Source organism: Bacillus paramycoides (assembly GCF_038971285.1).
Lineage (GTDB): Bacteria > Bacillota > Bacilli > Bacillales > Bacillaceae_G > Bacillus_A.
Map to the genome: position 1 here is coordinate 3,651,050 of NZ_CP152427.1, position 16,676 is coordinate 3,667,725.

At 35.8% G+C, this 16,676-nt stretch carries 13 protein-coding genes and 1 riboswitch; all 13 genes read right to left on the reverse strand.

Going from position 1 to position 16,676, the window contains the following annotated elements:
* Positions 1-61: 61 nt before the first annotated feature.
* A complete protein-coding gene (gene ymfI / locus AAG068_RS18705; RefSeq protein WP_342715427.1) occupies positions 62-775 on the reverse strand; it encodes an elongation factor P 5-aminopentanone reductase in 714 nt (237 codons plus the stop codon).
* Between the two features lie 103 nt (positions 776-878).
* Positions 879-2,165, reverse strand: a complete 1,287-nt coding sequence (gene yfmH, locus AAG068_RS18710) for an EF-P 5-aminopentanol modification-associated protein YfmH (protein WP_342715428.1) — start codon at positions 2,163-2,165, stop codon at positions 879-881.
* Entirely contained in the window at positions 2,166-3,440 is a 1,275-nt protein-coding gene (yfmF, locus tag AAG068_RS18715) for an EF-P 5-aminopentanol modification-associated protein YfmF (protein WP_098670307.1), read from the reverse strand.
* A gap of 198 nt (positions 3,441-3,638) precedes the next feature.
* The gene (locus AAG068_RS18720) at positions 3,639-4,598 is read right to left on the reverse strand and encodes an ABC transporter permease (RefSeq protein WP_000008857.1); all 960 of its coding nucleotides are present in this window, start codon (positions 4,596-4,598) and stop codon (positions 3,639-3,641) included.
* Positions 4,599-5,657 carry an ABC transporter permease gene (locus AAG068_RS18725; protein ID WP_342715429.1) on the reverse strand — a complete coding sequence of 353 codons (1,059 nt, stop codon included), beginning with the start codon at positions 5,655-5,657 and terminating at the stop codon, positions 4,599-4,601.
* A complete protein-coding gene (locus AAG068_RS18730) occupies positions 5,650-7,182 on the reverse strand; it encodes an ABC transporter ATP-binding protein (RefSeq protein WP_342715430.1) in 1,533 nt (510 codons plus the stop codon). The genes AAG068_RS18725 and AAG068_RS18730 overlap by 8 nt, the downstream gene beginning before the upstream one ends.
* 117 nt (positions 7,183-7,299) lie before the next feature.
* Entirely contained in the window at positions 7,300-8,376 is a 1,077-nt protein-coding gene (locus tag AAG068_RS18735) for a BMP family lipoprotein (RefSeq protein ID WP_000730604.1), read from the reverse strand.
* Between the two features lie 90 nt (positions 8,377-8,466).
* Positions 8,467-9,192, reverse strand: a complete 726-nt coding sequence (locus AAG068_RS18740) for a GntR family transcriptional regulator (protein ID WP_000114176.1) — start codon at positions 9,190-9,192, stop codon at positions 8,467-8,469.
* 233 nt (positions 9,193-9,425) lie between these two features.
* A riboswitch (purine riboswitch) is annotated at positions 9,426-9,527 on the reverse strand.
* 203 nt (positions 9,528-9,730) lie between these two features.
* Entirely contained in the window at positions 9,731-12,112 is a 2,382-nt protein-coding gene (locus AAG068_RS18745) for a DNA translocase FtsK (RefSeq protein WP_342715431.1), read from the reverse strand.
* 210 nt (positions 12,113-12,322) lie between these two features.
* Complete coding sequence (locus AAG068_RS18750) at positions 12,323-12,526, reverse strand: YlzJ-like family protein (RefSeq protein ID WP_000605026.1); 204 nt, start codon at positions 12,524-12,526, stop codon at positions 12,323-12,325.
* Positions 12,523-13,272 (reverse strand): translocation-enhancing protein TepA, encoded by a 750-nt coding sequence (tepA, locus tag AAG068_RS18755; protein WP_342715432.1) that lies wholly within the window; start codon positions 13,270-13,272, stop codon positions 12,523-12,525. Before tepA ends, AAG068_RS18750 begins: the two co-directional genes overlap by 4 nt.
* Positions 13,273-13,375: 103 nt before the next feature.
* Positions 13,376-15,046: a ribonuclease J gene (locus tag AAG068_RS18760; RefSeq protein WP_000823085.1), complete on the reverse strand. Its 1,671-nt coding sequence runs from the start codon at positions 15,044-15,046 to the stop codon at positions 13,376-13,378.
* A 751-nt stretch (positions 15,047-15,797) separates the two neighbouring features.
* Positions 15,798-16,676 (reverse strand): 4-hydroxy-tetrahydrodipicolinate synthase, encoded by an 879-nt coding sequence (gene dapA, locus AAG068_RS18765; RefSeq protein WP_342715433.1) that lies wholly within the window; start codon positions 16,674-16,676, stop codon positions 15,798-15,800.

A 16,676-nucleotide genomic window follows, 5' to 3' on the forward strand; every position in this document is an offset into this window, starting at 1 on the left:
CTACTTAGTAATAGAATCATGCTTAATTTGTACAGTTTTTCATTTTTTATGTAAGAAATTTTTAGCAATGCCACCCACCATTCACTCCGAAAATTTGTCCCGTTATATAAGATGCTCCTGGTGATACGAGAAATGACACTGTTTTTGCTACTTCTTCTGGTAATCCTAATCGTCCTAAAGGAATCTCTTCTGCAATTTCATTCTTATCCTCTTCTGAAAATACATTTAACATTTCCGTTTCAATTGCTCCTGGCGCCACCGCGTTCACTCTTACTCCACTTAATGCAACTTCTTTTGCTAAAGCTTTTACATATGAATTTTGCGCACCTTTTACCATCGAGTACAGCACTTCACATGATGCGCCAATTTGTCCCCATATAGACGAAACAAGTACAACATTACCACTTCTCCGCTGAATCATAGATGGCAGTGCCATTGATAATACTTTATATATACTCTTCACTTGAAGTTCTACCATATAATTTAACTCATCGTTTGTTACATCTGTTACGAGTCCAAATATACTCTTCCCAGCTGCATATACGATAACATCAAGAGGATGTTCGATTTGCCCCCACAATTGCTCTGCTCCATCAGCAGAAGCTAAATTGGCTTGAACAGGAATCACTTCATCCCATTCTTGCTGCAACTCATTCACTTTCTCTACACTGTTATTATAATGAACATATACTGTATATCCATCTTGAATTAATTGTTTTGAAATAGCAGAGCCAATCCCTCCGCTTCCTCCAGTTACTAATGCATACTTTTTCATACAATTCCTCTCTTATCTCAATAAAATCTTTCTCCTACAAATAAATAATACCCTCATCTTACAATTTATCAATGATAAGATGAGGGTATTATTGTGAAACCTTTTATTTTTTCGGTAAAACTTGACAAACACTCATTTTCTCTTCTGATAATAATAATTTGGCTACTTCTTGTAAATCTTGAACCGTTAAACTTTCTAATACAGTCAATGCATCAAACAGACTAGATTCATTAAACGCATATCGTGTAAATTGATTTGCAATATATTCTGGTGAATTCAAGGAGCGTAAAAAGCCACCTATTTTCTTTTTCTTTACTCGTTCTAATGCCGCCTCATCTAATTGATCATAATTTGTATTTAATAAAATACCTTTCAAACGCTCTTCCAGCTCATCAGGTTGCTTCGTATCGCCGCCTACCATTGCAAAACCGAAGTTATTCTCTTCCGTATAATCATACGAGAACGAATCATCAATAAGCCCTTCATTATATAAAGATTCATAATGAACAGAGCTCTTACCAAATAAATAATCTAAAAGTAACGTAAGCGCAATTTCTTGTTTTAAAAGGGCTTTCCCTTTTTCTTTTAAGTTTGTCGCTTTAATACCAACTAAACATTTCGGTGTTTGTACAGGCATTGAAATAATCTTCTTCTTTTCATTTACCTCATCTGGTTCTTCTTCAAATGAACGTACAATTTCTGACTGATTTTTATAATCTTTTTTCCCTTGATTTTCACGTACTAAATCCATTGTTTCCTCTGGATCGATTGCACCCACAACAAATAGTAACATATTGCTCGGATGATAAAACGTTTCATAACATTCATATAATAGGTCTTTCGTAATTTTACTAATAGACTCAATTGTCCCTGCAATATCAATTTTAATTGGGTGCTTTACAAACAAGCTATCAATTAACCCAAAGTATAAGCGCCAATCCGGATTATCTTGATACATTTGAATTTCTTGCCCGATAATCCCCTTCTCTTTTTCAACTGTTTTTTCAGAGAAGTAAGGCTCCTGTACGAAGTTTAACAATGTATTTAAATTTTGCTCTACATTTGATGTACATGAAAAAAGGTAAGCTGTTCTTGTGAACGATGTGAAAGCATTTGCCGATGCTCCTTGTTTACTAAACAATTGGAAAGCATCATGATCTTCTTTTTCAAATAATTTATGCTCAAGAAAATGAGCAATTCCATCAGGCACACGAATCATTTCTTCTTTACCTAGTGGTACGAATGTATTATCCATAGAACCATATTTTGTCGTAAACGTTGCAAATGTTTTATTAAATCCTTGCTTCGGTAAAATATATACATCTAATCCATTAGGAAGTTTTTCATAATAGAGCGTCTCTTTTAATTGCTCATAAACAATTTTCTCCATTTATTCTCCCTCCGTTCCTTGTAAAAAGTAAATTGTATCTAGTTCAATATTTTTAGCAACTTTCACAATCTCTTCTTTCGTCACACTTTCAATACCTGTAAGCCATTCTTCAACCGGACGCGTACGATCTGAAATAATACCATGATACAGCATTTCCACAAATCCGCGTGGTGTATCAATCGCCTCTAATATTTGATTTTGAATAACACTTTTCGTTTGATGCATCTCTTCTTCAGAAAAATCACCATTTTGCATCGCTAGCATTTGTTCTTTAATAATCTCAACAGCTTTTTCATAATTTTTCGCTTCAATCCCTGACATGACAAACAATAAGCCTTTATGACTTTCAAAGCGGGATGCTGCATAGTACGCTAAACTATTTTTTTCACGAACGTTAACGAATAACTTCGAATGAGAAAATCCTCCAAATAATCCATTGAACAATTGCAGTGCAAAATAATCTTCATCTTTATACGTAATAAACGTACGATAACCGATGTGTAATTTACTTTGTTTTAATTCTTGTTGTTCAACTACTTCTTTTTCTTCATTATTTCTCTTATGAAGAAGTACATTTCTTTCTCTCGCAGGACGCGCTGAAATAGAAAAATACTTACTTACAAGATCCACTGCGTTTTCTGAAATATCACCAATAATGTATAGATCCATTTCATCCTCTGCTAACACTTTTTGATAATATTGATACAAACTTTCATTTGTAATAGAAGAAACACTCTCTTTTTTCCCATTTGCACTTAAACGATACGGTTCTACTTTACACATTTCTTCAATTAAACGCTCGTTTGCATAGCGCATTTTATCATCGTACGTAGCTTCAATTCGTTGCAAGAGCGCTCTCTTTTCACTTTCTACGATAGAAGGTAGAAAACCATTCCCCTCTGTTGCTGGGTGCAAAACGATATCCGATAACATAGAAAGTGCTTTTTCAAATAGCGGTGGTGCATCATGTAAATAAACTTCATTTGCAATATCTACATAAATAGAGATAATATGGTCTTCTCCTTTTTTACTTACATCTACTGCTAAAGAAGATCCATATAATTCTTCTAAATATTGACGAAGACGAATTACAGAAGGAAGCTTTTCTGTCGCACTTTGCAATACGTATGGCAATAGGGCACGCTCTGTCACCGTCTCCTCATTTAAAGGTGCCTTAAAACGAAATACAAAAGTATTTGTTTTATATTTATCAGTTGGAATAATATGTACTCGCAAACCACCTAACTCATGTAACTGTTGTTCCATTAGTTTCATTTATAGCCCTCCTTTACGTATGTAGGAATATTCCTCTTCAATATACAGTTTTTAGAAATAAAAAATCAACTTTTCTTCCTCACTATACTTACATTAAGCTCTTTCTAAAAACTTGAATATGTAAGGAACAATGTAAAATTCCGTATTAAATATAGTCTATGTAAAAAAGCCCGCACTAATGTGCGAGCTTTTTTATACTTATCGTTTTCCTTTTTCATAAGGAGTTCCTAATGCTTTCGGAGCTTCAGAACGACCTACAAAACCAACAAGCGCTAATATTGTGAATACATACGGTAATATCGTTAATAAAACACTCGGAATTTGATCTAATACAGGAATTGTTCCACCTGTTACACTTAACGATTGTGCAAAACCGAAGAATAGTGCTGCACCTAATGCACCTAGTGGATTCCACTTCCCAAAGATCATAGCAGCTAATGCTAAGAAACCTTGTCCAGTAATAGTTGCCCCTGAGAAGTTATTAGAAATTGACATTGCAAAAATTGCTCCACCAATTCCAGCAAACACCCCTGATATACAAACGCCAATATAGCGCATTTTATATACGTTAATCCCCATCGTATCCGCTGCCATTGGATGCTCACCAACCGCACGAAGACGAAGACCGAACGGTGTTTTATAAATAACATACCAAACAACGAATGCTAAAATAATTGCAATATACGACGTTATTGGTACGTTAGAGAAGAATATTTTCCCTAAAACCGGAATATCCGAAAGGCCTGGAATGTCAATCTTTTCAATACGGTACTGAATAAAGTCAGTCTGTCCTTTATCAAAAATCTTCTTAATTGCAAATACCGTTAATCCAAGAGATAAGAAGTTAATCGCTACACCACTTACAACTTGATCCGCTCGGAATGTAATAGATGCTACCGCATGAAGTAATGCAAATAAACCACTACCAATTGCCGCAAATAATAACGCAATCCACGGAGTCATCGTTCCCCAAGTATCACCCATTAATAAGTTTGTAACAACTCCAATAAATGCACCAAATAGCATTAATCCTTCTAATCCGATATTTACAACACCCGATCGTTCACTAAATACACCACCTAGTGCTGTGAAAATTATAGGTGCCGATGTATATAACGTACCCGTCACAAGAATGGCTAATATATCTAAAAAGCTCATTTATTTCCCCTCCTTGCTCATGCGTGTAAGCGCCCATCTTAACACATAACTACATGCAACAAAGAAGATGATACATGCAATAATTACATTAATAAGCTCTGATGGTACATCTGCCTCAAAGTTCATTTGAGGGGAAGCACTTTTCAAACCACCGAATAATAAAGCTGAAAGGATAATACCAAACGGATTGTTCCCCCCAAGTAAGGCTACGGCAATCCCGTCAAATCCTACTCCTGTAAACGAAGACATTGCTGTCATACTTTGGAATGTTCCTAATCCTTCCATCGCGCCACCAATCCCCGCAAATGCACCAGCAATTGTCATAGAGAATACTACATTACGAGAAACTTTCATACCTGCGTATTTGGAAGCATGTTGATTAAATCCTACCGACTTTAATTCGTAACCTAAAGTTGTTCGATCTAATAAGAACCACATTAAAATAGCGATTAAAATTGCTACAATAATTCCCCAGTGAAGGCGTGAACCGTCAGTGATGGTAGCAAGCCAGTCTGAAGATAATGACGCACTCTCTTTAATGTCATACGTTTTATCATTACCCTCATGTAAGAAACGCTTAATAATGTCATATGTTACGTATAACGCAATATAGTTCATCATAATTGTTACAATAACTTCATTAACTTGAAATTTCCCCTTTAAATATCCAGGGATGAAACCCCAAATTCCACCTACCAATGCAGCAAATAAAATAGATAATGGAATATGAAGGAAAGCTGGTAGTGAGACGGCATAACCAAACCAAACTGCTGCAAGCCAGCCAACTAGTAATTGACCCTCTACCCCGATATTAAATAGACCTGTACGAAATGCAAACGCGACTGATAAGCCGGCAAGAATAAGCGGTATCATTGTACGAAGCGTTTCACCAATCGCACTTGCGCTACCGAACATTCCTGTCCAAAGTGCACTATAACCAACAATTGGATCATAACCACTAACTAGCATTACAATTGCTCCGACAAGTAAGCCGAAAATAACGGATAGTACTGGGACTAAAATATTTATCATTCGTTCTGTTAAAAGTTTTTTAGCCATTTGTACCCACCTGCTCCTTCTTTGTTCCTCCAGCCATTAACAATCCAAGCTGTTGTTCATTCATTTCTTTCGCATTAACAATTGCTACAATTTTCCCTTCATAAATAACAGCAATTCGATCACTAACATTTAAGATTTCATCTAACTCTAGTGATAAAAGTAATACACCTTTTCCTTTATCCCTTTGCTCTATTAATCTCTTATGAATAAATTCAATTGCTCCTACATCTAAACCACGTGTGGGCTGTGCCGCGATTAGTAAATCTGGATTTCGGTCTACTTCACGTGCAATAATTGCTTTTTGTTGATTCCCCCCAGATAAAGCGCGTGCTAACGTTTGCTCACTAGGTGTACGTACATCAAACTGTTCAATAAGTGCCTTTGCTTTTTCTGTAATTTTACTGAAATTCAAAATCCCTTTCTTTGAAAACGGATTTTTATAGTACGTTTGCAGCACTATATTATCTCTAACAGAAAAGTCAAGAACAAGGCCGTGTTTATGACGATCTTCTGGAATATGACCAATTCCTTCTTCTGTTATTCTTCTAACAGGCCAATTTGTTATTTCTTTTCCTTTAATTGCAATAGAACCTGACTCAACTTTTCGTAAACCAGTAATTGCTTCTATTAATTCACTTTGTCCATTTCCATCAATCCCTGCAATTCCAACAATTTCCCCCGCACGAACAGTTAAGTCAAGGCCTTTTACAGCAGGTAGTTGACGTGCATCGTGAACAACAAGGTTTGCAATTGAAAGTACCTCTTCTTTTGGTTTCGCGTCTATTTTTTCTGTTTTAAAATTCACTTGACGTCCGACCATTAATTCTGCAAGTTTATTTTCATCCGTATTTGCAACGTCAACCGTTCCAATCCCTTTTCCTTTACGAATAATCGTACAACGATCGCAAACTTCCATAATTTCTTTCAACTTATGTGTAATAAGAACAATAGATTTTCCTTCTTGCACAAGCTTTTTCATAATTTGAATTAGCTCATGAATTTCTTGTGGTGTTAACACAGCTGTCGGTTCATCAAATATTAAAATTTCTGCACCACGATAAAGAGTTTTCAAAATCTCAACTCGCTGTTGCATACCAACTGAAATATCCTGTATTTTCGCATATGGATCTACAGCTAAACCGTATTGTTCAGACAGTTTTTGAATTTCTTTAGCAGCTTCGTCAACAGCAATTTTTCCTTTTTTCTTTGGTTCATTTCCGAGAATAATATTCTCTGTAACTGTAAAATTATGAACAAGCATAAAGTGCTGATGAACCATTCCAATACCAAGGTCATTTGCTATATTCGGATTTGTGATTTTTACAGGCTTTCCTTTAATTTTAATTTCACCTTGTTCTGGTTGGTACAAACCAAATAGTACATTCATCAATGTGGATTTCCCTGCACCATTTTCTCCAAGTAAAGCATGTATTTCTCCTTGCTTTACTTGCAGCGTAATATCATCATTCGCTACAATGCCTGGGAATACTTTCGTAATGTTATTCATCTCAATTACGTATTCCATTTCGTTCCTCCTTTTAACAGGGAACATTCCCTATTACACTATTAACTTATTAAGCAATTTGGAAGTTTTATACATACAAAGGTTAGTTCTATGAACTAACCTTTGCTATTTCTCTATTTATTTTTTTAGAGAAGCTTCATATTCTTTATACTCTTTATCTGTAGCCGGTACTTTAATTTCACCATCTGTAATTTTCTTTTCAAACTCTTCTACTTTTGTTAAAATTTCAGGGTTAACCTTTTTCACGTTATCAGTTGTTTTTGAAATACCAATACCGTCATCTTTTAAACCAAACGCTTCAATTTTTCCACCTTTTAATTTTCCATCTTTTGCTTCTTTAGCTACTTTTTCTACAGCTACATCCACACGTTTAATCATTGAAGTTAATGTTACATTTTCAGGCATACCTTCTTGATGTTGGTCACGGTCAACACCGATTACCCAAACATTTTCACCTTTTTTCTTACGGTTTTTCGCTTCAGTGAACACACCGTTACCTGTACCACCAGCAGCATGATAAATTACATCTACACCTTGACCATACATTGCTGATGCAAGAACTGTACCTTTTTCAGGTTTATCAAATGCTTCTGCATATTCAGATACGATTTCAATGTTTGGATTTACTGCCTTTGCACCAGCTTTAAATCCATTTTCGAATTTACTAATTAAATCACTTTTCATTCCACCAACAAATCCTACTTTATTCGATTTTGTTGACATAGCTGCTACCGCACCTACAAGGAATGATCCTTCATGATCTTTAAATGTAATACTTGTTACGTTCGGTGCATCTACAACAGTATCAACGATTGCGAATTGTTGTTTTGGAGATTCTTTTGCAACTTCTTTAATTGCACCTTCTAATTTATAACCGATTCCGAAAGATAAATCATACTTATCTTTTGAAAATTTCTTTAAGTTTGGAATATAATCTGCTTCTTTTTCAGACTGTAGGTAACGATAATTTGTCTTTTCCTTTAATCCATTATCTTTACCAAACTTTTTCAAACCTTCCCAAGAAGATTGGTTGAATGATTTATCATCCACGCCCCCAACATCCGTTACCATACCAACTTTGAAGTCTTTATCTTCTTTCTTGTCACTGCTCGCCTTATCCGAGTTACCACATGCACCTAACACCGTGCTTGCTGCTAATGTTAATGATAATAAAAGGCCTGTTTTTTTCTTCATACTAGAAACCCCTCCTGAAATGATTTGTCTATTTTTTTATACGCTGCTGTCCCTAACTTCTTGCTGTCACCTCCCTAAAAAGGAACTCACCTACATACGTTTTCTTAGTACGTGGAAGCTAAACTTATCAGCTCTAAAATAATTGATAGAATATAAGATTGGCTCATCATTTTGATCATAGTGCATTTGTTTTAATACTAGCAGTGCTGTCTCTGGTTCACATTCTAAAATCGGTGAGATTTTCGGATGATAGCCAATTGGCTCAATATGAGCAACTGCGTATGTGATACGTTTGTGCGTATTGTTATGTATCACTGTAAGCAATGATTCTTCGTTGTATCCCGATAAATCCGGCAAGATTTCTTTTGCAAGTTTATCGATACAATATACAACAGGTTCCCCATCTGCTGTACGCACACGCTCGATCATCACTGCATTAAAACCATCTTCACTATTAAACTTCTCTTTTTCTTCTTCTGTTAGACTTGTTGTAGATGATGATAGAAAGATAGTTCCTGGTGTTTTCCCCACACTAGAAATCATATCTGTAATACTAGAAAGTTGTTCAATTCCAGAAGAGAATAACGGCTTAGCATTTACAAACGTCCCTACACCATGTCTACGAATGACAACATTTTCTTCTTCTAAGATACGTAGCGCTTCCCTTAAAGTCGCTCTACTTACGCCAAGTTCTTTCGCTAAATCAAACTCTGATGGTAACTTTTGTCTTTCTTTGTAAGCTCCATCTTTAATTTTTTCTTTGATGTGATCAATCACCCGTAAATATAGGTGACGACTATCGGATTTTACTGACATAAGACTCCCCCGCATTTCAATTATTCGACCTCTGATGTAAGACTTCTTTTCTCTTTTTTCAACTTACAACATAATAAAAATTACTAAACACTAAAAACAAGCGCAATTGTCGAATAAATATTAATAATTTTTCAAGATGAAATTTTCACTCTTTACTGCATAAAAAAAACTTTGCACCATAAACATTCCTCATTTCGAGAAAAAGTTCGGCACAAAGATCTCTTACATCCTTTGTTACACACTTTTCCCCTCATAGTCCAGCAATTCATGGTTGCTGGGTAGAAACTTATGGACCTTATCTCCAAGATTATATGAGGCAGTGATTCTTTTCGAAGTAATCTTACCACTTGCTCCCATACGTGTCAACAAAATTTAACATTTTTCTACATTGAATATCGAACATTTATAAAAAACTACATCAAAGTATTCGTATTCTAAAGAACCACTTTAAATGTAAGCCCTTTCTTTATCGGTGAATATAGTATATAACAAAACCAGCATATAAAAAAGCCTAATTGTAAAAACAATTAGGCTTTTTTTATGAACTTTTTTCTTGTACATCATTAATGAGCACTTCTCGTGGTTTACTACCTTCATACGGACCTACTACACCATTCATTTCCATTGCATCAATTAAACGGGCAGCTCGCGTATAACCAACTCTAAACCTACGTTGCAACATAGAAACAGATGCTGTTTGCATTTCCACTACGAGCTGAACTGCTTCATCATATAATTCATCTTCTACTTCCTGCTTCGTATCAGGAACATCTTGCGGAATCATATCTTCTTGATATTGCGCTTTTTGCTGACCAATAACATATTCTACAACTCTCTCAACTTCATCATCTGATAAAAACGCACCTTGTACACGTACAGGCTTCGATGCACCAATTGGTATAAACAGCATATCTCCACGACCTAGTAGTTTCTCTGCACCACCACCGTCAAGAATTGTACGAGAATCTGTTTGAGAAGATACAGCGAATGCAATACGCGATGGAATATTCGCTTTAATAACTCCCGTAATAACATCAACTGATGGACGCTGCGTTGCGATAATTAAATGAATACCAGCCGCACGAGCCATTTGTGCTAGACGCATAATCGCATCTTCCACATCCGATGAAGCAACCATCATTAAATCTGCTAACTCGTCCACAATTACGACAATATAAGGTAATTCCGGTTGTTTCGCTTCTGATTGATTATTATGCTCTTTTATATAGTCATTATATCCTTCAATATTTCGCGTGCCACTATGAGCAAATAACTCATAACGGCGCTCCATTTCACTCACAACTTTTTTCAATGCTTGTGATGCTTTTTTCGGATCCGTTACAACTGGTGTTAATAAATGAGGCACACCGTTATATACATTTAACTCTACCATTTTCGGATCGATCATCATTAATTTTACTTCATGTGGTTTTGCACGCATTAAAATACTAACGATAATACCGTTAATACATACACTTTTCCCACTACCTGTCGCACCGGCCACTAGTAAATGAGGCATTTTGTTTAAGCGGGCTAATACAGCTTCACCTGTAATATCTCGTCCAAGACCAATTAATAATTTCTCTTCTGGATGATTATTAGCTTTAGAATCAAGAACTTCTCTAAGCGTTACCATAGAAACTTCTGAGTTCGGAACTTCAATTCCTACAGCTGATTTCCCGGGAATAGGTGCTTCAATACGAATGTCCTTCGCAGCTAAAGCAAGCGCTAAATCATCACTTAAACCGACGATTTTGCTTACCTTTACTCCCATATCAGGATACACTTCATATTTTGTAACTGCAGGACCTCTATGTACTTTTGTTACTTTCGCTTTCACTCCAAAGCTTTGGAAAGTACGTTCTAATTTACGAGCATTCTCATAAATTTCCGCGTTTTCATTTGTAACTTGCTTATTCTTTGGAAATTTCAATATATCAAGTGCAGGTAGCTTATAATCTTTATTTTCTACATTTGAAAATTGCATAGGAGGAGCTTGTGTTTCTCCCTCTAGCGATTCAACGATTTTTTCTCCACGCTTTTTCTTCGGCTCTTCAATTGGCGGAGCTTCTTCGACAAATGGCGAAGTGATTAACTCCTCTTCCTCTACTTCAATTCGTTTATCCTCTTCTTCATTTACCGGATAATTTTCAGTGAAATTTGAAATAATCGGAGGATCAATTGAGATTTCTTCCATCGGCTCAACAATTTCTTCTTGTTCTGCAGCACGTTTACTCCTTGTGCTTCTCGTTGTTTTTTTCTTTTCTGTTTGTTCAGCCGTTCTTTTCGCTCTCCAGTCTTTATAGTCCCCTTGCATCACTTGAAATTGACTTCTAAGGATTCTACCAACTGGAGCTAATACTTCTCCAATATGCTTATTTGTTATACAAAGTATACCGAGAATAACTAAAATAATACCAATAATATAGGCTCCTACTTCGTCAAATAAGAAGTAACAAGTCGCGAACATAAGCGCACCAAACATGCCACCACCTAAATGAACACTATCTGGTCCTTTTTTCATTTCAAGAAAGAAATTATCTTTTGTACTCACAATAACAGAAGTATTTTGCACTGCTCCATCTTTCGTAAGAAGGTTAAATAATGTAATATGACTAAACATTAATATCGCCAATACTATTAAATAAAAACCGATTAGCCGTTTATTTAAAAGGTTCGGCCATCCACGTTTTATAACGAATGAAACTGATAAAGCTATTACACCTAACACACCAATTATGTACCACTCACCAAAGAAGAAGCGAAAAAATAACACAAACGATTTCCCTACAACACCTAGCTGTAAAATCGTAATGATTGAAAGTGCAAAAAGAGTTAAACCGACGATTTCATAATACAAAGTTGGCTTTATCGTACGTCTTGCCTTTGCCTTCGTCCCTCTTTGCTTTTGTTTTGCCATTTCTTCACCTCGTGTTCTACATATATGTAAAGCCTCCTAAAAACTCTACTTATATGTCTGTTTTCTCTATTTTTTCAGGTCTCTATATCTTCTATTTTTACACTTCTTGTAAAATGTTAAATAAACAGAAGAAAGCAGCCCTCTCATGGCTGCTCAACCGTCTTGTTTTTTATATTATACCATAGCTTCTAAACAAAATCCTTCTTTTTGCTAAAAGGTTATTTTCTGTCCAGGCTCAAACTCTAAGTAGTGAAACGGATCCGTACTTAGTACACGCACAATCGAATAATACCCATGTTCTTCTTCTGAAACCATTAATTCAACACCATTTATATTTACGACTTTTTGACTTTCACATTGCGAATAATCGGCTGGATACACGAGTTGCTCTGGCATAATTGTATATAAAATCATTGTAACATTTTCCCTTCTGCACTATCATCCGCGCGACCATCTATTAATTCGTTTAATTTTCGAATCGCATTTCCGATACCACCGACATCATCTATAAGGCCATACTTCACTGCATCTCCACCAATTACATTCGTACCAATATCTCGCGTTAAATTCCCTTTCGCAAACATAAGCTCTTTAAAACGATCTTCCGTTACTTTCGAATGCTTCGTCACAAATCGAATGACTCTTTCTTGCATTTTATCTAAATACTCAAATGTTTGCGGCACACCTATAACAAGACCTGTTAGACGAATCGGATGAATTGTCATCGTCGCAGTTTCCGCAATAAATGAATAGTCCGTAGAAACGGCAATCGGTACACCAATAGAATGCCCTCCGCCTAAAACTAAAGATACTGTCGGTTTTGAAAGTGAAGCGACCATCTCAGAAATTGCTAGCCCAGCTTCAACGTCACCTCCAACTGTATTTAACACTAAAAGCAAGCCTTCAATTTTCGGATTTTGTTCAATCGCAACAATTTGCGGAATAATATGCTCATATTTCGTTGTTTTATTTTGCGGTGGCAACTGAACATGACCTTCCACCTGTCCAACAATTGTTAAACAATGAATACGTGATTCATTCATTTGTGGTACATTCGTTTGTCCAAGCTGTTGAATTTTTTCCACTATTGAAGCTTCTTTTCCAGTTTCTTTCGGTTCAGCCTCTTTCTCTTCATTTGTATAACGATCACGTTCTGTCATATCGCATCCCCTTTCACTCGTATATCACTATTATTTCTTAAGTTATAAATTTCATTCGATAGAGTTTAAAAAGAAAAAAGATCACCCGTAAAGGTGATCTTTTTTATACTTCCATAATAATCGGTAAAATCATAGGTTTTCTCTTTGTCTCTTCGTACAAGAACTGTCCTAATAATTCACGAATATTTTGTTTTAACATAGACCATTCAATTGAATATTCTTTAATTGATTGCTCAACAATCATACGTACAATCTCTGTAGAGCGGTCAATTAACGCTTCTGATTCACGTACATATACAAATCCACGTGAAATGATTTCTGGACCAGAGATAATTTTCTTTTCATCTTTACCAAGTGTTACAACAACTACTAATATTCCATCTTGAGATAACATTTTTCTATCTCGAAGAACGATATTACCAACGTCACCTACACCTAATCCATCAATTAACACATTGCCAGCTTGTACTTTGCCAACTAAGTTCGCTTCATCGTCACCAAAACCAATTACATCGCCTTTTTCTACGATAAAGATATTTTCTCTTGCAATACCTACATCTTCAGCTAAGTATGCATGTGCTTTTTGCATACGGAACTCACCATGTACGGGTACAAAATATTTCGGTTTCATTAAATTTAACATTAATTTTAATTCTTCTTGGCTACCGTGACCTGAAACGTGAACTTTTCTTTCACCGTAATAAACAACTTCAGCTCCCGCTCTAAATAACAAATCAATAATTTTCGATACAGATATTTCATTACCTGGAATTGGAGATGCCGCGATAATAACCGTATCACCTTTACGAATTGAAATTTGTTTATGAGCTTGCTTCGCCATTCTAGAAAGGGCCGCCATCGGTTCACCTTGACTACCTGTCGTTAAAATAGCTACCTTTTTCTCTGGGAAATTGTCTACTTCTTGTAGTGAAATAACCATACCTTCTGGAACATCTAAATAACCAAGACGTCTTGCAATATCTACTACCTTCACCATACTACGTCCTACAACCGCTACTTTTCGTCCTGTTTCTGCAGCTGCATCAAATACTTGTTGAATGCGATGTACATTCGATGCAAATGAAGCAACGATAATACGTCCTTCTGCGCCGTAGAACACTTTAGAAATTTCTACACCAACTTCTTTTTCAGAACCTGTATAGCCTGGACGCTCAGCATTTGTACTATCAGATAATAAACATAATACGCCTTCATTTCCGATTTGAGCCATTTTCCCAAGGTCTGCCCCACTATTTCCAATTGGGGTTTGATCGAATTTAAAGTCTCCTGTATATACGATCGCACCTTTTGATGTATGGAAACAAACACCAACAGAATCTGGAATACTATGTGTCGTTCCAAAGAATGACACCGTTGTAGTATTAAACTCTACTGTTGAATTTGAATCGATTGTTTTTAAGTCTACACGGCCTAACATACCCGCTTCGCCAAGTTTTTCTTGTATAAGTCCTACTGTTAATTTCGTTGCATACACTGGAATAGATAATTTACGAAGTACGTAAACAATACCACCAATATGATCTTCATGACCGTGAGTAATAAATAAACCTTTAACTCGCTCTTGGTTTTCCACTAAATATGTAATATCAGGAATAACGATATCAATTCCAAACATCTCATCTCCTGGGAACATTAACCCTGCATCCACAATAAAGATTTCAGAATCAATTTCAACACAGTACATATTTTTCCCGATTTCACCTACTCCACCAAGAGCAAATACTTTAACAGACTCATTCTCTTTTCTCTTCATGTTGTTGCCTGGTTTAAAAATCTTTCAAACACTGATTTCACTAAAATTGCAGAGACACCAGGGGAAACTCTACAACCACCATATATTCACCGTCCAAGACGAATGTCCTTACCGTTATGCGATATCATGTCCTTGTTTATTTTTTAAACCAGGTTTCACCTCTCTTTCATTATATAAATCAAATATCTTATTCGATATGATATGAAAATGTAATCAAATTATAATTTTTACCAATTTTGCTAAGCATACCCGTACTAAGCTACTTAGCCATATTATACCTGATACAAGAAATAGAACACAAGTTAAATCGTGCGAAAGAATAAGTAAAAGAACGGAATTATAACAAAAGTATTGAACGTATTTCCTTTATATTTACTTCGATTTTATACTCCATATTATTTTGAAGAAATAGCCATAATTACACTAAATTAATTTCATAATATGTGTTTTCAAGACTTATTTTCCTAGAATTGAACAAAAACACTTACAAAATGGAGTTTTTTTATGAATTACGTCACATTTGAGGGGATTTTTCTAAAAAAACAGAAGTGGTGGTTTATTACGTTTGTACAAATGTTTATTCTATAATCACTTTCGTTTTTGCTTCATTTCAAGAGGACGATTATTTTCTTATACATGTTGCAATTCATAATGAAGAAACGGTTAATGATCTAAATAAGAACACATATAGGTGAGAAAAGATTTTCATCCTATAAAAAAATGACCTAGTTCTACACTAGGTCATTTTGTATTAACGAGGGATAGATTGTATAACAGATTGTAACGTTACTCTTTCTTCTTCTGTTAATGGAAGAAGTGGTAAACGTACAGAACCTACATCTAATCCAACCATTTGTAATGCTGTCTTTACTGGTGTTGGGCTTGGCGCCATAAATAATGAATCCGTTACTCTTACAAGTAATTGATGTAATTTTTGCGCCTTCTTAAATTCACCTGCTTGGAATGCTGCAATCATTTCTTGCATTTCATTTCCGATAACATGAGATGCTACAGAAACGATACCTTTCGCTCCAACTACCATAGCTGGTAACGTTAAACCGTCATCACCGCTGTATACTGCAAAGTCGTCCGCTGTTTTTTCAATGATTTCTGTCATTGTTAACACATCGCCGCCTGCATCTTTAATCGCAACAATGTTTTCTATTTCTGATAAACGAACAACTGTATCAACGGAGATTTGTACAATAGATCGTCCTGGAACGTTATATAGCATAACCGGAAGTGGCGTGCTTTCAGCAATTGCTTTAAAGTGCTGATACATTCCTTCTTGACTCGGTTTGTTATAATACGGTGCTACTAGCATTACTGCATCAACACCAGCTTCTGTCGCCTTTTTAGTTAAGTCAATAGAAGCATGCGTATTATTGCTACCTGTTCCAGCGATTACGGGCACCCTTTTATCGACAACAGATACGACATGGCGATATAACGCTACTTTTTCTTCTGAAGTTAATGTAGGAGATTCTCCTGTCGTTCCTCCTACCACGATTGCTGTTGTACCGTTATCTATTAAATAATTTACCAATTTCGTTGTCTTTGCAAAATCGATATTTCCGTTTTTATCAAACGGAGTTACCATCGCGGTTGCAATTGTCCCAAAATCTATCAT